The 23,807-nt window shown below is 59.2% G+C and carries 22 protein-coding genes; 13 read left to right on the top strand and 9 right to left on the bottom strand.

Annotated features, from left to right (window positions below; translation table 11 throughout):
• Positions 1 to 239 precede the first annotated feature (239 nt).
• From repA to repC, 3 genes are all read left to right on the top strand, one after another.
• Positions 240 to 1,415 (top strand): plasmid partitioning protein RepA, encoded by a 1,176-nt coding sequence (gene repA, locus GZH79_RS14060; protein WP_211644410.1) that lies wholly within the window; start codon positions 240 to 242, stop codon positions 1,413 to 1,415.
• On the top strand, positions 1,415 to 2,392 hold the full coding sequence (gene repB, locus GZH79_RS14055) for a plasmid partitioning protein RepB (RefSeq protein WP_211644409.1): 978 nt from the start codon (positions 1,415 to 1,417) through the stop codon (positions 2,390 to 2,392). Before repA ends, repB begins: the two co-directional genes overlap by 1 nt.
• A 136-nt stretch (positions 2,393 to 2,528) precedes the next feature.
• Entirely contained in the window at positions 2,529 to 3,611 is a 1,083-nt protein-coding gene (gene repC, locus GZH79_RS14050) for a plasmid replication protein RepC (protein WP_249219202.1), read from the top strand.
• Between the two features lie 114 nt (positions 3,612 to 3,725).
• On the opposite strand, the gene GZH79_RS14045 is transcribed toward repC, so the two are convergent.
• Together GZH79_RS14045 and GZH79_RS14040 are read right to left on the bottom strand one after the other, a co-directional pair.
• Positions 3,726 to 4,757: a GSU2403 family nucleotidyltransferase fold protein gene (locus GZH79_RS14045; RefSeq protein WP_211644407.1), complete on the bottom strand. Its 1,032-nt coding sequence runs from the start codon at positions 4,755 to 4,757 to the stop codon at positions 3,726 to 3,728.
• Positions 4,758 to 5,130: 373 nt separating this feature from the next.
• Positions 5,131 to 5,310: a hypothetical protein gene (locus GZH79_RS14040; RefSeq protein WP_211644406.1), complete on the bottom strand. Its 180-nt coding sequence runs from the start codon at positions 5,308 to 5,310 to the stop codon at positions 5,131 to 5,133.
• 46 nt (positions 5,311 to 5,356) lie between these two features.
• On the opposite strand from GZH79_RS14040, the gene GZH79_RS14035 reads away from it, so the two are divergent.
• Positions 5,357 to 5,731: a hypothetical protein gene (locus GZH79_RS14035; protein WP_211644405.1), complete on the top strand. Its 375-nt coding sequence runs from the start codon at positions 5,357 to 5,359 to the stop codon at positions 5,729 to 5,731.
• Here the strand turns inward: GZH79_RS14035 and GZH79_RS14030 are convergent.
• From GZH79_RS14030 to GZH79_RS14020, 3 genes are all read right to left on the bottom strand, one after another.
• A complete protein-coding gene (locus GZH79_RS14030) occupies positions 5,728 to 6,180 on the bottom strand; it encodes a copper transporter family protein (protein WP_211644404.1) in 453 nt (150 codons plus the stop codon). The genes GZH79_RS14035 and GZH79_RS14030 overlap by 4 nt on opposite strands.
• Positions 6,181 to 6,552: 372 nt before the next feature.
• Positions 6,553 to 7,038 carry a hypothetical protein gene (locus tag GZH79_RS14025; protein ID WP_211644403.1) on the bottom strand — a complete coding sequence of 162 codons (486 nt, stop codon included), beginning with the start codon at positions 7,036 to 7,038 and terminating at the stop codon, positions 6,553 to 6,555.
• Positions 7,038 to 7,739: a ParA family protein gene (locus GZH79_RS14020; protein WP_211644402.1), complete on the bottom strand. Its 702-nt coding sequence runs from the start codon at positions 7,737 to 7,739 to the stop codon at positions 7,038 to 7,040. Before GZH79_RS14020 ends, GZH79_RS14025 begins: the two co-directional genes overlap by 1 nt.
• 675 nt (positions 7,740 to 8,414) lie before the next feature.
• Here GZH79_RS14020 and GZH79_RS14015 point away from each other — a divergent pair.
• From GZH79_RS14015 to GZH79_RS14000, 4 genes are all read left to right on the top strand, one after another.
• The gene (locus GZH79_RS14015) at positions 8,415 to 8,963 is read left to right on the top strand and encodes a hypothetical protein (protein ID WP_211644401.1); all 549 of its coding nucleotides are present in this window, start codon (positions 8,415 to 8,417) and stop codon (positions 8,961 to 8,963) included.
• Positions 8,964 to 9,715: 752 nt separating this feature from the next.
• On the top strand, positions 9,716 to 11,338 hold the full coding sequence (locus GZH79_RS14010) for a hypothetical protein (RefSeq protein WP_249219201.1): 1,623 nt from the start codon (positions 9,716 to 9,718) through the stop codon (positions 11,336 to 11,338).
• A gap of 2 nt (positions 11,339 to 11,340) precedes the next feature.
• On the top strand, positions 11,341 to 13,350 hold the full coding sequence (locus GZH79_RS14005; RefSeq protein WP_249219210.1) for a type IV secretory system conjugative DNA transfer family protein: 2,010 nt from the start codon (positions 11,341 to 11,343) through the stop codon (positions 13,348 to 13,350).
• Between the two features lie 481 nt (positions 13,351 to 13,831).
• Complete coding sequence (locus tag GZH79_RS14000) at positions 13,832 to 15,799, top strand: UPF0149 family protein (RefSeq protein ID WP_211644398.1); 1,968 nt, start codon at positions 13,832 to 13,834, stop codon at positions 15,797 to 15,799.
• A 50-nt stretch (positions 15,800 to 15,849) separates the two neighbouring features.
• Here the strand turns inward: GZH79_RS14000 and GZH79_RS13995 are convergent, their stop codons facing one another.
• The 4 genes from GZH79_RS13995 to GZH79_RS13980 form a co-directional block, all read right to left on the bottom strand.
• On the bottom strand, positions 15,850 to 16,293 hold the full coding sequence (locus GZH79_RS13995) for a DUF6328 family protein (protein WP_211644397.1): 444 nt from the start codon (positions 16,291 to 16,293) through the stop codon (positions 15,850 to 15,852).
• 501 nt (positions 16,294 to 16,794) lie between these two features.
• Positions 16,795 to 17,172, bottom strand: coding sequence for a response regulator (locus tag GZH79_RS13990; RefSeq protein WP_211644396.1), 378 nt, complete (start codon positions 17,170 to 17,172; stop codon positions 16,795 to 16,797).
• Positions 17,169 to 18,296: an HWE histidine kinase domain-containing protein gene (locus tag GZH79_RS13985; protein WP_211644395.1), complete on the bottom strand. Its 1,128-nt coding sequence runs from the start codon at positions 18,294 to 18,296 to the stop codon at positions 17,169 to 17,171. The genes GZH79_RS13990 and GZH79_RS13985 overlap by 4 nt, the downstream gene beginning before the upstream one ends.
• Before the next feature lie 241 nt (positions 18,297 to 18,537).
• A complete protein-coding gene (locus tag GZH79_RS13980; RefSeq protein ID WP_211644394.1) occupies positions 18,538 to 18,705 on the bottom strand; it encodes a hypothetical protein in 168 nt (55 codons plus the stop codon).
• 82 nt (positions 18,706 to 18,787) lie between these two features.
• Here GZH79_RS13980 and GZH79_RS13975 point away from each other — a divergent pair, with 82 nt between their 5' ends.
• The 5 genes from GZH79_RS13975 to GZH79_RS13955 all read left to right on the top strand — a co-directional run.
• On the top strand, positions 18,788 to 19,117 hold the full coding sequence (locus GZH79_RS13975; protein ID WP_349291208.1) for an H-NS histone family protein: 330 nt from the start codon (positions 18,788 to 18,790) through the stop codon (positions 19,115 to 19,117).
• Entirely contained in the window at positions 19,114 to 19,548 is a 435-nt protein-coding gene (locus GZH79_RS13970) for a hypothetical protein (protein WP_211644392.1), read from the top strand. Before GZH79_RS13975 ends, GZH79_RS13970 begins: the two co-directional genes overlap by 4 nt.
• 132 nt (positions 19,549 to 19,680) lie before the next feature.
• Positions 19,681 to 20,979, top strand: coding sequence for a fasciclin domain-containing protein (locus GZH79_RS13965; protein WP_211644391.1), 1,299 nt, complete (start codon positions 19,681 to 19,683; stop codon positions 20,977 to 20,979).
• A gap of 55 nt (positions 20,980 to 21,034) precedes the next feature.
• A complete protein-coding gene (locus GZH79_RS13960; protein ID WP_211644390.1) occupies positions 21,035 to 22,330 on the top strand; it encodes an efflux RND transporter periplasmic adaptor subunit in 1,296 nt (431 codons plus the stop codon).
• A gap of 62 nt (positions 22,331 to 22,392) precedes the next feature.
• A partial coding sequence (locus tag GZH79_RS13955) for an efflux RND transporter permease subunit (RefSeq protein ID WP_349291207.1) occupies positions 22,393 to 23,807 on the top strand: 1,415 nt, incomplete at its 3' end.

Here is a 23,807-nt window from a genome sequence, read left to right as displayed (position 1 = left end):
GTAAACTTGCAGGGCGTGTCTTAAGTTATTGAATTCATTTCAGGTTGGTGCTCATTTGTCGAACTGCCTCAGCGGACCCACCAGATGTCGTGCGGTCATTCCATCACACAGCCGCTAGAAAAGATTGCCAACTTCCAGATTTGTCGTCTATAGAACGTTAAAGAGTGCGCTATCGCAAAAAAGCGTTACTCGACAAACTATACAGACCGGCAGTCAAGCCGGCGGGCAAGGACGAACAGGTGAGCGAAACATTCCAGATCAGCACGCGCATCCGCGAGAACGCCGAACAACTTTCGGCGGCGTTGCAGGATCACATGGAAAAGGTCTTCGCCCCGAACGCCACCAAGGATTTGCGCCACTTTTCCGCCTCAGAGGCGGCTGAACTCCTCAATATCTCGGCCAGCTTTCTGCGCAAGCTGCATTTCGAAGGCCGCGCGCCAGAGGTCGATACCTCTGCCGGGGGGCGGCGTCACTATTCCGCACAAGATCTGCTGGATATCCGCACCACTCTCGAGGCAGGTGCCAAGAAACCAGGCACCTATGCCAAGGGTCGGCGGCCCGGTGACAATGTGCAAGTACTGTCGTTCCTGAACTTCAAGGGTGGCAGTGGCAAGACCACCAGTACGATCCACACCGCCCAGCGGTTAGCCCTGAAAGGCTACCGCGTGCTGTGCGTCGATATCGACCCGCAGGCATCCCTCACTACCCTGTTCGGCTTTCGGCCAGAAGTCGATTTCCTTGAAACCGGAACGGTTTACGACGCGATCCGCTACGAAGACCCCCTGCCCTTCCGTAGCATCATTCAGCCGACATTCTTTACCGGCATCGACCTGGCCCCTGCCGGTCTGCTGTTGCAAGAATTCGAACACGAAACGCCTCGTGCGCTGATGGCCAACGCGCAACCGCCGTTCTTTGCCCGGCTGGCCACCGTCCTGCGGGACGTCGAGGCGGATTACGACGTCATCGTCTTCGACTGCCCGCCACAGCTGGGCTACCTCACGCTGTCAGCGCTCTGCGCCTCGACCGGCCTGCTGATCACCATCGTGCCTAACATGCTCGACGTGGCCTCCATGTCGCAGTTCCTGCAGATGAGCGCTGACCTGCTCGATGTCGTCTCGCAAGCCGGGGCCAAGATGGAGTTCGACTTCCTGCGCTTTCTGATCAATCGGTACGAACCCAACGACGGCCCCCAGCAGCAGGTCGTGGCCTTTCTCCGGCAGTTGTTCGGGGATGAAGTCATGGTCGCACCGATGCTGAAATCGACCGCGATTTCTGACGCGGGCCTGACGCACCAGACCGTGTATGAGGTGGACCGGACCCAGTTTCACCGCAACACCTACGACCGTGCGGTCGATTCACTTAATCTAGTGAATGACGAGATCGAAATGCTGATCCAGAAAGCATGGGGCAGATAATGGCACGCAAAGGCATCCTGATGGGCGGATCACCCGCCCGGACCGAGACACAACGGACACCGCGCCGGGCCCCACAAGGGGCTGTCGGCGCATTGCAGTCGTCCCTGACGAAGCTGCAGGAAAGTGCCGTTCAGGACATCGACCCGGCCCTGATCGACGATGCTGGACTGGAAGACCGGCTGACATTGCAGGACGCCGATCAGGACGCGCTACAGGAGAGCCTTTCGACCTATGGTCAGCAGGTGCCTGTGCTGCTGCGCCCCCACTCTACGAAACAGGGCCGGTTCGAGATCGTGTATGGCCGCCGTCGGCTACGCGCGCTTAAGGCGCTGAACATGACCGTTAAGGCTATGGTCCGGCAATTGGACGATCACGCGCTGGTGCTGGCGCAGGGGCAGGAGAATACCGCCCGAAAGGACCTAAGCTTCATCGAAAAGGCCAGCTTTGCCGCACAGATGCAGGCGGCCGATTTCGACCGGCAGACAATCGCTGCGGCGCTGTCGATGGACCTGCCGATGGTCAGCCGCATGCTAAAGGTCGGCACGGCATTCGATCTGCCCTTTCTGCGGGTCATCGGCGCCGCACCCAGCATCGGCCGCGATCGCTGGATGGCGCTGGCCGCCCTGTTCGAGGACCCGGCGGCGAAATCCCGCGCCATCACCGTGACCGGACGCCCCGACTTCACTGGTCTGAATTCCGATGCGCGGTTCGAAGAAGTCTTTCAACGGGCCGAGATGAAGACACTGGCCACGAAGTCCGACCGCCCTGCCCCGCAAGCCATTGCCGCCCCCGACGGGACGGTGATCGCGCAGCTGCGCAAGGGCACAAAGGGTCTGACGCTGACGATCCCCGCAACCGGTTTCGACGACTGGCTAGCGACACAGGCAGAGGCCCTGCTGAACGAGCTTCACGATCGCTGGACCAGCGATCGTTCCGAAGGCAACGCAACATCAACGGAGGCACGAGACCAGACCTGAAAAGAAAAAGCCCCCCAGGCATATACCCGGAAGGCCCTTCTCAATACTCGCACTATGGAGATAGCTAGCACTTCCCGATCTGTCAACTCTGCCCGCCGGGCGGGGCCTGAATTTTTACGTCCATCGTGAACATGACATGACATCACCCACGCTTTTCGCTAGCAGTGGTCAGGCGCAGCCTCGCCCCGCGACGACGGTCGATAAATGGGACATCCTGTCGGCCCTGACAGAGGCGGCGTCGACGTTCGGCCTTTCGCACCGCACACTTGGCGTGCTCAAGGCGCTGATGACCTTTCATCCGGGCCGTCAGATTTCGGCACAGCCGCACGACGCCATCGTTTTTCCCGCCAATCGCACCCTTTCGGACCGGCTGAACGGCATGCCCGAAAGCACACTGCGCCGTCACTTGGCCCAGTTGGTCGAGCTTGGCGTTGTCGACCGGCGCGACAGTCCAAATCACAAACGTTTTGCACGGCGGATCGGTCAGCGGATCGCGCTGGCCTTCGGGTTCGACCTCTCGCCCCTTGCCCGTGCAGCTGAACAGATCACGCAAGCCGCTGCCGAACATCGGATGCAGGCCGAGGAGATTGCAGTGGCCCGCCAGACTGTCATCGCGCTGCGGCAAGCCGTCATCGACGAGTCTGGTCCAGATAACTTGACCGAGACCGCACGTCGGCTGTTAAGGCGCAAGACCCCGCTGGCGGAGCTGACCAGCATCGCAGATGCTCTACGCGATCGGCTAACACCGGCCAACACGGCCTGCGACGCCGATAAAATGAGCGGCGCCGACAATCAGTATGAGCGGCACATACATACTAAAACAAAATATAACCTTGACTCTGAAGGTCACGATCAGGGGACATCGCTACTTGAGGTGACAGAGACTTGCACAGAATACAGGTGCTATTTCCCAGCCACGGTGCGCAGTTGGCAGGAGTTGCACGACGTTGCCAGTCGGATTGCACCGATGATCGGGATTGATCCACCGGTCATGATCGCAGCGCAACGGACATTGGGTCAGAATGCAGCGAGCGTTGCCATATTATGCATTCTAGAGAGACTGCGCGAGATAGACAGCCCCGGAGCGTATCTGCGTCGCTTGACCCAACAAGGACGGGCAGGTGGGTTCGATGTGCGACCAATGCTTCAGGCCGTGGTCCTGCGTCGTGCTGGAAAATTGTCAGCTGACAATCGGTCCACGCATCACCACGCTTTTTAGGCTGTTCACTAGCCGACGTCCGAAAATTGTCAGCTGACAATTTTGTTCTGCCTTGGCATATCAGCATCAGCGCGCATCGGGAAATACCCGCCGCTTAACGGTCAATCTAGCGTTCTATTTAACCAAAGTGGACAGGATATCGCGAGTCTCAGGCATTTTGCTGAGACTCGATGTCAACCGGTGCCGCCACCGCGGCCCGCGGGACAAAGCGTCCGAATAGGCATCGGCGAGGTCGTCGGGTCTGTCCTGGGCGAGCAAAGTAACTAGAAAGGCGGCCTGTCCGCGATCCTTTACAGACTTGCCCTGATCCGGCCCGCCGGATCGCCGGTCTGCCACGATCAACTTGTGGATCGCAAACCGTTCGGGACGCGGAATCTGAATCAGGACGCCAGAACGATAGAGTGCGACAGCGTGGATGGGATTGGCGATGAGATAATTGAGGTAGTGCAGCGCCTGCGCAGAAACCCCAAGCGCCGGCAGCGGCTTGACGACCTCTTCGCCGAAAGCCGGCGTCAGAAATTCGACCATCGCCGCACCGCTGCTTTGCCGCCATTTCCATATCTGACGGTCAAATACGCCCGGGACCGGATCAAATTTCAGGGTCTTTAGGATGTCACCCGGATCCTCCTCGACCCGGTCGCCAAGTGAGACGGACAGTCGTTCAAAGCTCGCAAAATCGATGTCACCCGTTTGCGCCAGATCATCGGTGTCAAAGCGGACACCCAACTCGCCCTGAAACAGACTATAAGCTGCGGTGCCGACCAGCGTGCCACCAAGGCGAAATACCCCCGCGCGCGCAAAGGCCAGCAGCAGTGATCCGGTCTCTCTGTCGGTAGTGATCATCCCTTCGGCACGCAACAGTCTTGCCAATCGGCCCATGCTTTTCGACCGTTCTTCGGCCTCGGCTTTCAACCGCGCAGCCGAGGCAAGCCGGTCCCGCAGTTCGGGCGTATCCTCGCCAAGATAGTGAGATTTCATTTGGGTCCCGATCCGGAAGCGGTCATACAGATATGTCCGCCCGTTGCGGTGACGTGCCTCGACGGATCCGATCAGGCCCGAGGCCGTCTCTTCCAGATGCAGGCGCAACAGATCCTGATAGGCGACCTGTGCACTGCGAGACAGCGAAGTGATGTGAAGGTCGACCATCTGAAAGTCCCATCCGCGATTGTGTGCAGCAAACAGCTTTTTGATGCATATCCGTGCTTAAGCTGTAAGCCATAAAGCATACTGGCGCTGTGTGCATCAAAAAAATGTTTGATACACATCGCAGAGAAATTGGCCCACTTGCGTTGATGCCAGGCATGTCACTGACAGTGAAAAATCGTGATTTAGCGGTATGAAAGCTTACAGATTTAAAGCACAGTCAGCAGCAGCGATCAGCAAATCAAAACGGTGCCGGCCACGAGGATATACACTCCGTTCCGGCCCAGACCCGCGGGCAGGAGCGACAACCCGCCAGCGAGGCCCCACCAGCATCACGGAGGCGGTGAAGGGGGATGTCGCGGCGCTCAGGGCCCCGCTACTGGTGATCGCGATACCAGTGCCGTGGGGGGGTGCGCATGACCTCTGGTGCCGGCAGGATCGGGACCAACAAGAAAACCGCGAGGATCGGGTTCGTGCCCAGCTGGACGGTAATCAGAATGATCCAGACAATGGCCACGACGATCACCCATGGTGGCAACGTCGTCAGGTCCAGCACTTATGCCTCTACCAGCGGCACCAGCAGGTAGGCCCCCAGATTGCCGATGAAGCTTGCCATGAACAGCAACCATCTCTCCACGGTAGCCGGGCAATTTGCGGGTCCTGATCGCGATCAAGTCAAACGCCCCGACCGGCACAAGGGACATGACGGCCGCGAAGTGCAGCAGCGCCACGCCTGCCATCACAAATGTCAGCAGCAGCAACAGCGGGCGCAGCCGGATCAGCCAGTGTTCCGTTTCCTGCGGATGGGACGCCGGGTCTTATACGTCGCGTCTAGACCCCAGCCGATGACTATCATCATCAGCGCGCTGGCGGTGCCGGGCAGGGCAGCGGCGCACCAGCTTGCACCGGGCACGACCGCGATGATCATGAAAAATCCCAGCGGCGACCAGCAGAGGGTGGAGGCTAAACCGCGCTAGATGGCGATCATCATGCGACAGGTGCGCTGGCGGGTGATCTCCGGATTCTTGTAGTGCGACCCGATTTCGGTGGCCACGTGCCCAGCAGCGGGATCGAGCCGAGGATCAGGATCAATGCGAAGTGCCCGCCGATCGTCAGCGTGGTATAGCGCAATCCGGCGCGCTGGCGGGCCAGAAACCGACCGCATTTCACGATCTCGCGTACGGTCATCGTCGCATTGCGGATCGCGGTCAGGGCGGACCATGGCACCCCGTTGGGTCGCGGCCACGGTGGCGGTGCCCCAGTTCGCGCGGGTCAGGGCGTCCCAGACGACCAGAGCCACGGCAGTGAAGACGAATGCGACGCGGGATGCCTTGACGCCACGGCTGAAGATGGCCACCGCCGCCACCCCAAGGACCGAGGCTGCCATGGCAAAGCCCGACTGGCCCGTATATTCGAAGGCGACCATCAAAAGCACGACGCCCGTCGGCAGAAAGCCGGTCAGGGCGAAAAGGCGGGTGCTATTTGGCAGAAATATGGTGGCGCTTCGTATCCTGCCCCATTGTATCGCGGGGCCATCCTGCGCTGCTTGTGACCGTGTCATTTGGACGACGAGCGGCGGCGCATCCTCCGCTCCTAGAACGGGCCGCAACGGCAGAGTAGCCACCGAAAGAAGGGAGGGGAGCGGCAAAGAAGCCGGGCTAGGATCGAACTGGCAGCATGGGTCGATATCCGCGTGGCTAAGGAGCAAAGGCTCTGGATTGCGCACACCAAAGGCACGGGCGATTGCTGTCGCCCGGCCTGACGACATGGCTGTCGGAAGACCATGAAACGATGCGGTCTATTGAAGGCCGTTCGTCTTGCGGAAGATCTTCGCCAGTTCTTCGTCATGCTCACGCAGGAATTCACGCAGCAAAATCGCAGAGCTTGCGAACTTTTGAGCATCGGGGCTCAGGCTTAATAATTTGTCGTGTATGGCTAGCGCGAGGTCGCTCGAATGAGCCACGGTCACCCGCAGTTGCTTGAGGTCAGCGGCAACCGCGGCTGGTTCAGGCTTGCGAACCGGGGTCTGCGGAGTGTTTGTTGGAGCGAAGTTCACTGTTTCGTCCGAATACTGGTGTTCCGCAGGTGCCGCCTTTGACGTGTGATCGGGCTTTGTGTGAGCTGGAGGCGCTTTGCTTAGAACCGGCGTCGGCTCTGATTGTGACGTGTCAGCTTCAGCCTTACCGAGGCCGTTAGCCTTCGCTGTCGTTGCAATGGAAGCCCGGTCTCGGTCAGTGAGCCCCGGAACAGGCATCTTCTGGCGGGGCTTGCGTTCAACGGCCATTAAAATTCTCCCGTGATAAGAGCGGCCAAATCATCTGCGGCCTTCTGTATTTTTTTGATCGCCTCAAAGCTTCGACCGTCAGATTCCGCTGCATCAATTGCCTCGTCGCTGGTCATATCGTCACCAATAAACGATTTGATCGCGCTTGATCGATGCAGCCCTTTGATCGCGCCGTAATGACCATGAATCAGTTCTTCGTAAGCAAGCATCTGAGCGTTCGGAAATTGGCCTTCTTTCTGATAGATGACAGTGAGAAGGTCTTTGGGGTCAGTATCATTATCGCCCGTCGCTTCGAGGGCGATTTTGAAGTAGGCCAATGTCTTTTCAACGCCGGTTACTTCGTTCTTTTCGGGGCCACACGGCGAGAATACGCGGTCGCAGATTGCAAGAGCTGCCATCTGCTTTGCATCCTCTCCGCCCTTCGTGTCAATAATGACCCAATCAACGTCATCTTGAAGCCGGTCCAGCATCGTGTTGTAGCACTCCGCCACTGTCGCTTCGTGCGGTATATCAAACTCGATTATATCAATGCCTTCGTTGCGTGCGCAAACAGGGATCGCCCAGTTTGTAACACTGGCCTGATTGTCGAAGTCAATGATCTGGACGGTTTGACCGCTCCGCAAGAAGCTGTCCGCAATGAGGGCTGCTGTCGTGGACTTGCCAACGCCACCTTTGGTCGAAGCGAAAGTAATGATCTTCATTTTGGTGTCCTCAATGTCGGGGCCGATGCACGTCCTAGGTGGTAACGTGCAGCCTGAAACCTGTCACCTACAACCTGATATCTATTGGCTATAGGTTGTAACCCGCAACCTCAATTCTATTGTATACGACCTTCGGCCTACCGTCTGGTACCTCAATCCCGCCGTCTATTGCTTCTGACCTCTAACCTCTGACCGCTGACCCAAAACCTCGAGCCTCCGTCCTGCCGCCTCTGACCTGCTGCCTAGAAACTGGCGCCCCAGGCCTTGTGCAGCACGGATGGACTTGGTTCTCGCAGCAACGCCAGGCGCACCGGCAAATCGAGATTATTGCGATGCCGCCGGAGGTGTTGGACCGAAACGTCGTTTCCGCTCGCTGAGGAGCCATGAGGAACGCGAGTAGGGCAGGGGGTTGCACACACAGGGCAAGATCGGACTTCGCAATGAGAGGCCCGTGCTGGGGCCTCTGTGGAAATTTTCGCCCCTTCGGGACGGTCACCCCTTCGGAGTTCCGTCGCTACCCCGGTGGGCGCTCCGTCGCGTCCCTGCGGGTCGCTCAAACGGACTAACATTATAGATATGTGGCATTGTTATAGTTGTGAGTCATAACCTATAATGTTAGGGAAGAGGTAGCAGGATATGTAGCTTGCAAGACAGTTTCGTTTTAGGGCTTTCGAAATGCCGAAATCGTTCAAGACCACGGACAAGATCGCGGCGTCGAACATGCTTTTAGAGGGCGCTGCCCCGAAGGCAGTTGCTGCGAAATTTGGTGTCCACATTTCCACGATCTACGCTTTGCGAAAGGATCGGGGTCACGGCCATGCGAAGCCGGATCGTGCTTCCCACAACATCACATTCCGCCTGTCTGACGTCGAATTGCGGGCGTTGGACGTCTTCGTTGTGGATGCGGGATTGCCTTCGCGAACCGCCGCCTTGCGTTCATTGGTGCGCTCCGCGACGGGTTTCCTGGAGCTGCGTCGCCATGAAATACTAGATCTGACCGAGGCGAGACGCGAGTTGCGTGCGCAGGGTCGCAACCTCAATCAGCTTACCTACGCAATGAACCGGTCGGCATTGAGGGGTGGGGCCAAGCTGTCGCCAGAGGATAGGCAGTTTCTGGCGACGGTTCGGCATACCTACACCGTCGTCGATAGGCTGATTTCTGACGGCTTCAGCGAGGTGCGACAGCAAGGCAGGAACGCACTGCACGCGGGAGAACGCCTGTGAGCGGCGGGTTCTACGATGATATCATGATCCGGGCGCGGCGCAGTGCGGGCCATACGTCCGTTGGCGGTGCGAAGTCGCGTGGCAATCGTGTCTGGAAAAGCCTGACCTCGACCGGCAGCGCCTTCGTCAAGCGCATCCCCGGCGCTGGCGTTCAGCATCAAAAGCAACTGGCGGGACAGCTGGCTTATGTGAATGGTAAGGCCAAGGGCATCTTCGGCTTCGCACCCGGCGTCAGCATCGACAAGTGCGCTTTTGACCAGGCTGACCTCGATCAGATGATGAGTGCATGGGCGCAAAACTGGAAGGGTCGCCCCCGCAATGGTCATACGAGCCACATGGTGCTGTCGTTCCCCGACGACGTGTCCCAGGACGCTGCCTTCGTGATCGCGCAACAATGGTGCGCCGAAATGTTCGAGGATCAGACGCATATCGCGGAGACTTGGGAATACGTTGCGGCCCTGCACACGGACACCGCCAATCCTCACGTTCATGTCGTTCTGAATAATCGTGGCGAACATGGGACCTGGTTTTCCATATCCTCCGAAGGGATTTTCAATCCGCAGATGATGCGGGATCGCATGACCGACATTGCAGACACTTACGGCCTGCGGCTGGAAAGCCTGACGCGTGCCGACCGCGGCCTTTATGGCGCACCGATCACGAGTGCCGCGGTCTTTGCCGCCCGCGAAGGCCGCACACTCGCAACCCCCGAAGTCAAAAGCAGTCTGACCTCTGAATGGCGCAGGCAGGATATGCGGGACACCGCAGAACTTTACACCACCTTGGCAGAATTTGCCGAGACCATTGGCGCACCGATGATTGCGAAGCGTGCGTATATTTCAGCAGCAGCCCTATTCGCAGGCAATGAGGTCCCGAAAGGACAGATGATGGACATTGACCTTGATGTCACCGCCGCCCGCGAGGACATACGCACGTCTTTGATCGGCTGGGCCGAGCAGAACAAAGACGCCATTGACGCTTTGCCGGAAAACCGCCGTGCGTCGGTCATGTCAAAGATCGACACAGCTTTGAACATCATCGAAACGGACGTGACCCCGGACCTGACGGAAGACACGATCTGGCACGCTTTCAAAGAAACGCCGTCGTCGTATCTCATTCCAGACACGAGCGCTTTGGAAGCCCGCGCAGCCCTTTATGTTACAGAAGAAAACGCCGATCTGCTGCGAGAGTTCGTCAACGAAAATGTGCTGGATTCCTACCTCGTGACCGGGGAAGTGCCTGACAAATTCAATCTCGTTATGCCCGCCTTGGCTGACGCCTATGCGGAAATGCACAACCACACGCTCGCAGAAATCCCAAAGGAGATGAAAGCCTACGTCCAGAAAGGTGCCCAGATGGGTCTCGACCCACTTGCGGTGCAAGAGCGTCTTATCAATGCGATTGGCGATCCCGTCGAAAACGCCCGCATGGAACGGGGCGACATAGCCGCGATTGCCGCCGCTATGCCATCGCCGCCACGCGACATGAAAGCCTTTGATGATGCGTCCCGCCGCATTGAAGAGGCAACCACTCTCGTCGTGGAGGATGGAGTTTCGACCCCGCTTGATCGTTTTGAGGGGATGCAGATTGCGCTCTCTCAAGCGGAAACAGCGAAAGGTCAGCCCGGCAAAGAACGTGCGCTTGATCAGCTTGGAAACGAGTTGATCGACCTTGCGACGGCAAAGCAGCGCGGCGATCTCACGAAAGAGCAGGAGCAGGCTTACGATGCTGTTGCGGCGGAGATTTTTGCACGGCACGGCAAAGACATTAAAGCCGCAATGATGGCCGTTGCGACCAACGATTTTGGTTCAGCCGAGGATGATCGGCAGGTTTTGAGGCCCGAGCAATCCCGCGAACAAAACGAAGCGATGATACGGCAGGAGGCCGCAGGCCGCGTCCTGCAAATTGAAAGCAAATTCGGCGCGAAGGCCGTCGAGTCTCGGATGGTATCAGAGAACTACGAAGTCGCCGCTGGCCGCTACCGCGACTGGCAGATGGATCTTGGCAAGGTCGAAAAAGCGATCATCGCTGACAGCAAGGTCTATGATCGTGACGGCGTGGCCCGCGTCATGCAGGACGTGGCCAACACCGCGGCAACGACAGGCCGCGCCGATCTGGCGGACAGTGCAGCCGGCAGACAAATGCTGATCGCATTTGTGGCCTTGGAGGGCAGGGGGGCCATGAAGGAAGTGGCATCCGGCAAGATGGATGCACTCTCTCAATACGTCGATACGCCCGCCAACCAGCGGCTCGCAGCGAGGGAGCTTCTGAAGAGCGCAAAGTCTGTCGATGTGGGCTTGGCGCTGGACGAGATTGAAGCCGGTCTTGAGGCCGTCGATCCGAATTGTGCGCGGTCGCGGGGGCTTTCGATGTGAAAATGACCGTCGCCTGTCTGATCGCAGTTATCTGCGGTCTTGTCGCAGGATCCGGTATTGCCAGCGTGTTTTTGACCATCGCCTTAGGGCGAGACATTTTGGCAACCGACCTCATGCTGCACACCAAAACGCTCATGTCCGGCATGTTGATGCAACAGCCATACCTGACCGGCCATTTGATCGTGCTGGCCGTCGTCGCATTTTTTCTGCTCATAGCGCTTGTGACGGTCGCCGAGGACCGCCTTGTCAACTACGGCGACAGACGGTTTCAGTCCAAATCGAGCGTCCGCAAGAACCGGATGCTGAACGATCCGGGCGCAGGTTTTGTCCTCGGTGAGCATATCGCCCCCCCGGCACAGCACCCGGATCGACCGATCAACATCAAGGCCAACAACACCGACCCCGAGAAGAACAAGTCTCTGAACACACGCCGTGTCCGCTACATCGCGGCACTCTATAGCACTGTCAGCAACATCCTGCTGGTCGCGCCGACGCGCAGCGGTAAGGGCGTGGGTTTCGTTATCCCGAACGCGCTGACATTCCCCGGTTCGATGGTCGCGCTCGATGTGAAAGGCGAGCTGTGGGTCGAGACGTCAAGAGCGCGTGCACAGCTCGGCGACAAAGTTTTCCGGTTCGCCCCGTTCGACTTCAAGCACCCGACGCACAATTACAATCCCTTGGCCGGTGTCGCTGATATTGAAAACATGGAAGAGCTTTGGACGGCGATTGGTCGGGTTGCGCATCTTTTTCTGCAATCAGACGGCAATCAGGACTGGCTGGATGGTTCGATCCTGCTGTTCATCTCCGCAGGCATCCTTGCCGTACAACGTGGCAACGCGACGATGGGCGAAATCTACCGGATCATTTTTGGGACGGGCGAGGGGGCCGATATTGGCAAATCCTCTGCCGAACGCCTGCTGGAAGCGGCAAAGGAGTGCCAATATCCGCCCGCAGCACGCCAACTCAACTACACGGCATCGCTCGACGCAAAAATCTCGCAGAGCTTTATCTCTATCTTGAGCACGGCGGGCCTGTCGCAGTGGGCGAACCCCAAAGTGGAGCGCGTCACACGCACAAGCGATTTTGACTTCAGGGAGATGCGTCGCACGCCAATGTCGATCTATCTGGAAGTGCTGTCCGACGATGTGAAGGACCTCAATTCCCTGATCCGGCTTTTCTTTGCAGACCTTATTTCATTCCTGCGTTCGTCAAAGCCGGAGTCCGACGAGCCTTTTCCAGTGTTCATATTGTTGGACGAGTTTGACCAGTTGGGCCACATGCCCCTTGTCGTCCAGGCCATGAAACAAACGGCTGGTCACGGTGGACGGTTCGCAATCGTCACTCAGTCGGTTCCCGGCCTTCTGTCCGTTCCATACACCCCGGAGGAAGTGCAGGCGATCGAAAGCGCCTGTCAGGTCAAACTCTATCTTGCGCCCAAGGAAGACCGCACGGCCAGTGAAATTGAAACCCTGCTCGGGGATCGAACTGGATCAACCAAGAACCGTCAGAAAGAGGTCAAGACTGTCGGCTTTGGCGGTGGCGGTGTCACGACCGGCACGGAAAAGCGCCCGCTTCTGACGAAGCAGGAAATCCGGCAGATGGACCCCAACAAGATTTTGATTGTTCCCGATAGCCAGAACCCGATTTTGGGCGACCGCATCAAATACTATGAGTCAAAGCAGATCCGAGCGATCTACGAAGCTCAGGATAAGACCGTCTACCCTTACCCTGAAGCCGACGATCCGAAGCGCCGTGCCATGACCATGACGGAGGTTCGGGAACGCGCGACAAAGGCGTCAGAGGCGCAGAAGGTTGAGATTGAACAACGCGATGTGAACATGACGAAAGCGCGTGAACCGAAAACAACCGTTCCACAACGCCGGCGTGAAAAGGCGCCCGCAAAAGCAAAACCAAAGGGGAAGCTGGGGGCAGCAGCGCAAGCTGCGTTGGTTGATACAATGAACAGCGCCCAAAACCAGTTGAGACAAGAAGGCGGTCCGAAAGCCGCCTGATCCGGGTCCTTCGGCTGCGGTCATCGCCCAACGCGATCGACGAAGCGATAAACTGTTTTGCGTCTGAAAAACGTCCGGTCGACCGTCGTATCAGTCAAGCCATACCAGTACTGGAGGACGTAAACGCTTATCACCGTCTTCGGTAGGACCGGTGGTGGTCTGCGATCGCGCCTCGCGTACAAGTCGTCTGGAGATGCGCTGCGAAAAGGAGGACAGATCGACTCCAGTGTTTTTGTGTCGGGGGTGATGGTCACTATTCATGTCTTCACATTGGCCGCGGGCGCATGGGCATGGCTTTGTCGGAACCTAAAATCCGGGCCTTTATCCGGCCTCCGAAATCGATAAGATCACCGGCATGCGACAGAATATACTTCAAGCGTGTATCGCAGAACGGCCCGGACAGGGGGATGACCACCTGATTTATCGGTGGGCTGACTTTTGGGCGCCGCGCATTGCGTCAAATCGTCATGCGGTGTCTGGCATGCTCACGCTAATGGATGACGAGCGGGAGCTACCCGACGATCTGCTCGCGCTCTTCAGTGCTGTTCTCGCTGCCATGCGCATGAACCGCGAAAACCGCGAAAAGGACGCGCAGGGCATCTTTTCGCTGGTCGATGGATGGCTTGATACGAAAGCGGCATCGCACAGTTTTGACAACCGACAAAAGATGGGACTGTGCCGGGCGTTTATCGATGCCGGTTTGGAGCCGCCCGATGGGATCCGGTTTAGTTCCGACGTCGCCGGCGATGATGCAGACATCGCGACCATGGACATGCCCGATATTGCAGATTTGATGCGTGATCTGATCCCGGACAATGTCACGGGCTATCCGGCTTACATGGTCTTGCGGGAAGCCTTAGGGGCGATGCCAAGGCCCGCAGCGGCCCACTTTGTGAACGAAATGATTGCTCAGGGAATTTCAAAGCTGGTTTCGGTGGGACGGTATTTTCTGCTCGATCCGGTCGGCGGGATGCGCACCGCAGCGGCCCAAGGGTTTGCCGACCTTGCGCAGGCGGGCGGCGTGGATGCAGGGGTGCTCTCCGATCTGATCCAACTGCGCAAGTGGATCCCAGATCCGGAGACCAAGACGATCCTGGATCGGGGGATCAAGGAAGCGCTGCGGCGCGAACCCTCTGGTGGGTCTGCCCCCCGGTCATGGACACTTCATCGACTGGTGTCGTCATTGCCCGACGGCACCGGCAGTCAGAGCATCCTGGCGAGCGTCAGTTGCGGCAGCAAAAAATGCATTGCGGCACTTCTGCTCAAGACGGGTCACGGCATCAAGGACGCCTATGCCATCCCCTGCAGCAGTGCCAGCGATCAGCGGCGCACGCTCGCTGAAATCGAAGGGTCGATGCCGATGCATGTGGTGCCGGTGAATTATCTTTCTGAAGCACTGGCCGCGGCACTTGCCGAGGGTCTCGCTGCAGACGTGCCCCCCGCACCGGGCTTTCTGGATGTGGCAGAGATGCTGGGACTCCGCGACATCTCACCATCCGATATCGCCTCTGCGACGGCAGCCAATATCGCAGATCCGGACCCCCAGTTGGCCGATTTATCTCCGGCCAAACGTGGAAAACTTATTGGCCGCAGCATCTCTTGGGTGCGGGACCACGAAATATCTTCGAGCTGGTTTGTCAGCGATGCGGAACTCTCGTCAGCTTTGGAGGAGGTCAGGACCGAGCGTCAGGCCACGCAGGTGGTCTGGGCGCATTTGGAATCGCAACGCGGCTTCTGGTCATCGCTCTTTTCAAGGTCGGCGGCAATTCTGCGCCATGATGGTGGCGATGCGTGGCTTGTCTTTGCGGCCGTCGCGCATGCTCTGGACACCGGCCGGGCACTCAAAAAGATACCGATCTTCGAGATGATCGTCGCTCTGACGCTGGATGTTGCAGAACAGGATAGTCAAGGGCTGGGCCCAGAAGGCGTTTCCTCACTGGACGATCCGGAAACCGACGACGACGTGGGTCCTGACATCGCGCCCGAATCGAAAGGCGAGCTGGAGCGCCTGCTGCGCAAAACCCCGCTCAGTCCGGATCTGATTGATGGTTATTTGACGGCAGTCATCGTGGCGCCGCGGTTCGTGACGCCAACAGAATGGCTGCCGCCACTTTTGGGTGGCATCGAGTTTCCCGGTGACAACAAAGTACAGCGCGTGCTCGACATCATCATGCTGCGGTACGGTGATATTCAAATCGTCGTCTTCGACGGGGACATTGGGTCGGGCCTGAGGAAACGCGCGGCACACCAATTCAAAGACTGGCTCGCTGGTTTTGCCCTGGCAAGCACTATCGCAGCCGCTTGGCCAAAGCGGGCGCTCTCAAAGGATGATCAGAAAATCCTGAAGCTGATCAAGGAAGGCAGAGCAGATGACCACATCCAGAACACGTTGAAGCCGCTGCTGCCCGGTTGGCTCGCCGCCATGGCAGCAAGGGCGGTCGACGGATGAGACCCTGCCTCAATATGTGCTGATTTGCATCCGCTCCACTACCCGTATTCTTAAGGCCGCTTCGCAAGCGGTAGAATGCCCCAGAACGTCATCGCAAATGCCGCAACGGCAACAGCGGTCAAAGATCCGGCAATAGTGCTTTCGAAACGAAAACGAACGACGACAAAGGTGGAGCATGTTATCGACACGGCGATCAAAAATAGGCCCGAAAGTGCGGTCTTAACTCCAAAGTGTAGCCGGCCAGGTCGGTCCCGGTGATCAGTCAGGCGATAGTAAGCGGCTGGCGCCATAAACAGAATCGTCGCGGATGCGACCGTCAGCAACGATACCGTAAAGACGAGCTTCCCAAGATGATCAACCTCCTCGAACCGGGCTGCAAACGGCACGGTGAGCAAGAAGGCAAACAGAACCTGTGCTCCCGGAATGATCGTGCGCAATTCCTGAAGCAGTTCCTGATATTTCTCTCGCCCGTCGCTTTCTTCGTTGTCAGCCATTTTAGCTCAATGATGCCCTGAAGTAGGTGCGGAAGGCTCGCTCGGAACATTTATAAGCCAAAGGGCCACCCTTTCCGTTCCCACCCAATTCTGTCCCATGTCCGCACCTCAATCATTTGGTGCCACCTGACGAATCATGATCGGTTTCTCTGGGACAAGACCAAGTTTCATAGGTGAATCAATTCGTCGCACCGAACTTGTGGGTAACTACAAGATCAACGGGGCGCTTGCCTTGATCGGCCCCGCGAAGGCCACAAGTCTTTAGGGAACTGGTGGGTGTTCTCAAGCATCATCCGCATGACACATCGCAAGATGCTGCACGATGCACCAGTGGCCGGTTTGGCGAAGCTGCGTTGCAAGGGGACGAGGCGGCCCTCCGCTGGCACGGGGGCGGTGATCGGATAGACAGGCATCCGTCGTTCCAAATGCTCGCTATTTGTTCTCATCAGTCGAACGGAAAGCGACCAATGTCAAGCCGCTGTCGCGGATGACGCCCTCATGTCAAGAAAACAGATCAGATAAACTAGCCCGCAGTTTCCTTTCATCGACCGGTTTATTCAGCAGAGGAGCATCCTCCAACGCGCCGGTCAGATGTCTGCGACTGTAAGCCGTCAAAACGAGGAAGGGGCGATTTTCCAAACGCAAGGCATGTGCGACAGGCTCGGAAGTTTCACCGTTCAGTTGCACGTCCAGGACAGCGGCTTCCGGATTTTCGTCGTTTATCAGCTGAAGCGCTGCATCAACAGTCGCGACGGGACCAAGCACCACGCAGCCAAATTTTTCGAGAATGTCGCGGACATCGAGCGCGATCAGCCGTTCGTCTTCAACCACAAGTATCCGTCGACCGGCAAAGCTATGAGGCGGATTGCTGGTCGTCATTGTTCTACGTCCACTGGAAATTTAAGGCGATATTGCAGGCCACACGTCTTATATGAAAGCTCGGCCTCGCCGTTCAGTTCATGTGCAACGACATCCTCCAGTAAACGGGTGCCGAAGCCCTTTCGCTGTGGCGGGGTGATCTCGGGGCCGTCTGCCTCCTGCCACATCATCGACAGCCGCTCTGCACCCCTTTCAGCACCCGAAAGATGCCATTCGAGATGTATTTTCCCACCGGCGACGGAAAGGGCTCCGTATTTTGCTGCATTCGTCGCAAGTTCGTGCAGAGCCAAGCCAAACATGCGAGCCTGCCGCGACGATAATCCAACCGAAGTCCCCTCGATCGTGATCCTGTCAGGATCGTCCTGCCTATGCGGCGCAAGAATTTCATGCGCAAGCTCCAGCGGATCGGCAAGCTCGTCAGCGTTTTCGAATACGAGTCCTTCAGCAGTCGACAAAGCTTGGAGCCGATCAATATAGGCGTCGCGAAATTCTGCAGCTGTGCGGCCAGTGACCGATGTCTGAGACGCGAGTGCTTGAACAAGGCCAAACAAATTTCTGACGCGGTGCCCCAACTCTCTTGCCAGAACACCTTGCTCTCTGGCAGCACGCTCCAGTTCTCTGTGCGATCTCACCCGCTCGATGGCTGCAGCAAGAAGGTTTGCGTAAGTGCGCAGGAAAGCCACGTCGTCGTCGCTGAACTCGCGCAGTTCTTGGGAATCAACCTCCAGAATGCCAAATGGGTCGCCTTCGCCGGCGATGATGACGTTCACCATGCTTCTCACGCCGTGGCGCCGTAGCACGTCGGGCGTTTCAAACCGATTTTCCGCATCCAGATCCGGAGAAACCACGGGCGTGTCGGATCTCAGAGCATAGCCACCTGGCGACTTCTCATGGTCTCCAAAGGTTTCCTGGCCGACGACACCCGCTTGCCAATTCACGCCGCTGCGCAAGAGCATCTCACCACGCTCTGGAAAATGCTCGAGCACCTTCACAAGGGGCACATCTATCGCGGATGAGACCAGTTCGGTGGCACGGTGAAGCAAATCATCGATGTCGTTACATCGAAAGGCGAACAAGCCGAAATCGGCAAGTGCAGCACGTTGAAGTTCTAAAGTTGTTCGCATGGCGCGCCGCCGACCGTTCGACATTGAAGATTTCGATGGGTTTCAACCTATGATGTCGGAAAAAGGTTCCTCTCTGAGCAGGTTCCGAGTGAATTCAACGTTCTTGTCGCCATTGAGAACCGCGGTGCTCTCCATTCAACGCGCGACCGGCGCCGCCGCGACCACGGCGGCGCAGCACCAGCGACGTGACGTTCAGGGAAAGCGCGGTCGAGTTCAGGGCCGCATGCACAAGACCGGTGCGTCAGTCACGGCCGTGGATCTGGCGCATGTCGGCAAGGCCGGTTGCGGCGGCTGCGATCACACCTGCGCTCAGCGCGATGTCTGCCGCCCGCGCCCTGGTGAGCAGATCGCGCGTGATCCCCAACACCCCAGCCGTTTCGAGCGCCACCGCCAGCGTCCAGCCACCCATGGGCAGCGCCGGGTGGAGCGGGTGGCCCAGCCATGTCCCGTGCAGCGCGTTCTGGATCGGCTACGCGGCAGCCCTCCCGTTTGTGAGCCGCATCGACCTTAACAGCATGTCGCTGGATGACCTCAAGAAGCCGCAGAAAGATGTCGGAAAAGCCATCGATGGCTATGAGCAGAAGCAGCGCAAAGAGGCGCTGACAGCCGCAGAGGCCGTTGCCCGTGAACACGGATTTACCCTCGCGGAACTGACCGGTGCGTCGATCAAGAAAACCAAAGCAGCGTCACCACCGAAGTATCGTCACCCCGAGAACTCCGATCAGACGTGGACCGGCCGTGGCCGTCAGCCTGACTGGATGAAAGAGGCCATTGAGAACGGGCACACCAAAGATGAATTCCTGATCTCGCCTGCGTCGTGAAGGCCGAGATCACGGGCCGCCCACGCCACCTGCTCATTGGCCTCACCACCGTGAGCTTACTTGCTACAAGTGCCGCTTATGCGTCATCCGCTCTTGCTGAAGCTGCGACGTCGCGATTGCAGGCTTTGTTGAACGGCCACGCATGGACCATCGAGACCTTCGGGATTGATGGCACCGGGAACCGTCGACTGGCGACGATCAGGATCGACGGTGTCGACGTCGGCGACATCCTGATGAAAAGCTCGCGCGGCGCTGGCCTGATGGTGACGAATTCTGGTACCAGTGAGAACCTGCGCCGGTCAGGCGTTTTGCGGTTTCTGCGGTGCAGGAAAGATCTTTGCCAGTTTCCGAAGGTTCAGTGCGGTGGCGGAACAGAGGCAGCCCAATTACGCTCATGCTTCGGGCCGAAAGTGACTATGAATACTGTATAATATAGACGATCGCGCAGTCAGGCTCGATGTGATCGCGGCAAAATGTCGCAAAAGTGCGATAGCTTTGTAAAATAGGCTTTCTGCGCGGCGGATCCCGGGGAACCAGCGGGACGCGCCGGTGGTTCTTTTTGCATGCAGAAAAAACCTATCCCGACGTGCTTTATCGCGACTGTTCTTACATTCGCTTGTTTTCCCGCTCTGACGCTTGCGCAATCCTTGCCCTCGTATCTGGCCGATGACAGCCGATTTTCGATGTTTGGCGAAGCGCTCTCTGACACGGATCTTGCACAGGAGTTTGCAATAGCCGGAGGGGGCACGGTATTTGCACCAACGGACGAGGCATTCCGCCGGTTGCCCGATGCGCTGGTCGCGCGGCTGCAAAGCTCCGAGGCGGCGGATGTGATGGAAGCGATCGTCGCGATGCATATTGTGCCTTCGGGCGCCTATGCCGCCGACAACCTGCCGGTCGAGATGCAGCCGCTCTACGAGGACGCGAGGCTCGTGGTCAGCTTCACCGCAGGGGCGCTGACCTTGCGGCCTTCGCCTTCAGATGACGTAGGTGCCGTGGATGCGGCGCTCGCTGCCGGAACTGCAACGGATGCGCGCGTTCGGGTCAGTGATATTGCGATTGATGATGGGGTACTGCACGGGATCGATCGGGTTCTGTTGCCACCGATGGTCGGCGAGATGCTGGCGGTGGCCGAAAGTGCGGCGGCGGAAGAGACGACCGCCCTGGACAGCTCGGCGACCGACGGTAGCTTTGCCGAGCAGGTCGCGGCTGCCGATGACGGGCAGACCACGGGCATCGTGCCGGAGCCGGAGAGCGGCACGGGTGACGAGGTCAGACCGGGGCCGGAAGATGACGTGACGAGTGCGAGGCAGGACGCCGGGGCGACGGTTTTTATCTATGATGGCGAGAACGACGATGGCGAGAACGAGAGCACGGGTACGGGTGACACCGAAGGTGCGGACATCGACAAAATCGCGCCGGAAACTCCGGAAAATATCGTCGTTTTGCCCGAGCAGAACAGCCCTGGAAGGTCAGCAGAGCCCGAGGCGGCCGAGCGGGAGGTATCGGAGCCGCAGGCGGCCGGTCCCGCCACGTCGACGGCCAGCTCTGATGATACCGAAAGCGGGATTGAGCTGTCCTCGAAGATCATCTCGCTGGCCGAACTGCTGGGTCAGCCCGTGCGTTCGGCAAGTGGCGACAGCCTGGGTGAAGTGGTCGACGTGATGATCCATCTGGATGGTGCGCAGGCGCAGACCCTTGTATATGCAGAGCCTGACGGGTTCCTGCCGCTGTCCGAAATCGGCGTGGGCGCGCCGCCCAAGACCAAGCGTGTCGCCATTACCGAAATCTCGATTGATCCGCTTGACGGATCGATCATCGTCAAGGATGCGCACGGCGGCGAGCAAAGCGGCGATGGGTGAGGCTGTGGGTAGCGGCGCGGGCCATGCGAGCGCCTCGGACAAGACGGGCTCGGGCATGCGTGATGCCGATGACACCTCTGACGAGATGCACGACGCATCTAGGGACGCTCAGGGCCCGGCCCTGTCGCCACAGCCGGGCCGTACGTCCGACCCCGAAGACGAGGACGCAGGATCGGGTCGCCGCTGGCCCTGGCTGCTGGGCGGGCTAGCGGCGCTTGCGCTTGGGGCCGGGACGATGGCCACCCTGATCGCGGCGCAGGACGCGCCGACCAGCGAGACCCCTCCGCCGCCGTTGATCGAGACTGCACGTGTCGCAGCTCCGGGGCGGACGTCGCTGCAGCAAACGGGATTTCTGCGCCCGATGTCCGAAGTCACGGTTTCGTCCGAGATCAACGGACGCATCGCCGACGTGGCGGATGCCTTCCGGCGTGGCAATTTCGTATCGGCGGGCGAGTTTCTGCTGCGGCTTGAAACCGAGCAGTTGCAGGCTGCCGTGAGCGAGGCGGAGGCCGCAATCGCGCGGGCCGAGGCGGCCTTGGCGGAGGCGCGCGTCGAGAGGGATCGGCAAAGACAACTTGAAGGGAAGGGCTTTGCGTCGGAGGCGCGGCTGCAAAGTGCCATCGTCGACACGGCATCGGCACAAGCCAACCTAACGGCCGCGCGCGCAGGTCTGGTCACCGCGCGCACCCGGCTGGATGATGCGGAAGTGCGCGCGCCCTTCGACGCGCTTGTGACGGCGGCGACGGCGAATGAGGGCGACCTTGCCGCACGGGGTCAGGAGCTGGGCCGACTGGTTGCAGCCGCAGCGGCCGAGGTGGATTTCGGCCTGACGCCTGCCGATCTGCGCCTTCTAGGCGAGGCGTCACGTGCCGTCGGGGGGCGCGTCGAGATCCGTGCCGTAAGCGCGGCGACCAATCCCGGCGAGACCGAGCCGTTGGCCTACGGTGTCGTGACGAGGGTGGGCGGAAGCATCGAATCCGCGACGCGCACGGTGCCGCTGATCGTGCAGATCGAAAGGCCGTTCGAGCCTTCGGTCGTCGGCGGCAGGGCGCTTTTCGTCGGTGAACTTCTGAAGCTGAAGATCCCGCTTGACCTTTCGCGGCGGCGTGCAGTCGCGGTTCCTGCGCGCGCGCTGAAGGGTAACGACAGGATATGGCGGGTCGAGACGGGGGCGCAGGACCAGTCCGCGACGCTGCGCGGCATCGACGTGGAAGTTTTACGGCGTGCGGAGACCAGCGTGGTCGTCGAAGGGTCGTTGCAGCCGGGCGATCTGGTGATGGTCAGTGACCTGACCGGGGCTGCGGACGGCATCGCGGTGCGCACCGCGGGCCAGACGGAGGACGCGGAATGACCGGTGCGATACGCTGGTTTTTGCGCAACCCGGTCGCAGCCAATCTGTTGATGGCGGCCCTCGTGGCGGCGGGCATCGCCGCAGCGCTGACGACGACGGTGCGCACGTTTCCCGAAATCGCCACCGGCGCCGTCACCGTGACGGTTGCGTATCCGGGCGCCACGCCGACAGAGGTGGCGGACGCGATCCTTGTGCCTATCGAAGAGCGGCTTGAAGGGCTGGAAGGGGTGCGCAAGCTGTCGGGTTCAGCACAATCCGGTGTGGGTGTCGTGACGGCCGACCTAGTCGGCGGTGCCGATCCGCAGACCGTCAAGAACGACATCGAGACCGAAGTGGCGCGTATCACGACGTTTCCGGATGCCGCCGAGAGCCCCCGGATCGTGGAAGTAGATCCGACGGAGCTGGCCATTCAGTTCGCCATTTCCGGTCCGGTCGACATCAAAACGCTCAAGTCGCTGGCGCAACTGGCGCGCGACGGGCTGACGGAGCAGGAGGCTGTAAGCCAGGTCTCGCTTTTGGGGGTGCCAGTCGATCTGATCGAGATCGCCGTCGATCGCGCCAGTTTGCGCGCCTATGGCATCGGACTGGTTGAGCTGGGCAATCTGATTTCGGCGCAGAGTCTCGATCTGTCGGGCGGTGCCATCGATACCGGCGAAAGCGACGTCCAGATCCGCACCATAGGCAAGGCCGTGACCGCGGACGCGCTGCGCGAGAAGATGCTGTTCATCTCGCCTTCGGGGGGACAGGTGCGCTTGGGCGATATTGCCGTGATCCGTGAGACGCTGGGAGACGCCGACCTTACCGCCACGGTGTCGGGCGAACCTGCGGTTTTCGTCTCGGTCAACCGTGCGGGATCGGAACAGGTTCTGGCCGTGGCCGACGCGACCCTGGCCTATCTAGAGGAGGAATTTCGCCCGCGGTTGCCCCCCGGTGTCGAGGCGACCGTCTGGCGCAACGAGGCCGCGACCTTGCGGGAGCGCATTGACCTGCTTGCCAAGAACGCGGCCATCGGGCTAGCGCTGATCCTCGCCTTGCTGATGATCTTTCTGGATCTGCGGGTCGCGGCCTGGGTCGCGGCAGGGGTCGCGGTGGCATTCGTCGGTGCCTTCGCGCCGATGCCGTTTTTCGGAACAACGATTAACCAGCTGTCACTCTTCGGGTTCATCCTGGCACTTGGGATCGTGGTCGATGATGCCATCGTCGTGGGTGAGAACACTTTCGTGGAGCTTGAGGAAGGAGAGGCGAAGGGAGCTGCGGAACGTGCCGCGCTGCGGGTCTGGCGACCTGTCTTCTTCGCGGTGACGACGACGATCTGCGCCTTCACGCCGCTTTTGTTTCTGCCCGGCTCGTCCGGCAGCTTTCTCCAGCCAGTCGCGGCAGTGGTGATCTTCGTTCTGACCGCGTCGTTGATCGAAAGCTATTTCGTGCTGCCGCGGCATCTCAGCCATATCCGCCTGACCAAGCCCCGGCGCTTTTC

Origin of the sequence: Loktanella sp. SALINAS62 (assembly GCF_018263905.1) — a bacterium.
GTDB lineage: Bacteria > Pseudomonadota > Alphaproteobacteria > Rhodobacterales > Rhodobacteraceae > Loktanella.
The sequence above is the reverse complement of the archived record's forward strand: the minus strand, read 5'-3'. Positions and strand labels throughout refer to the sequence as shown.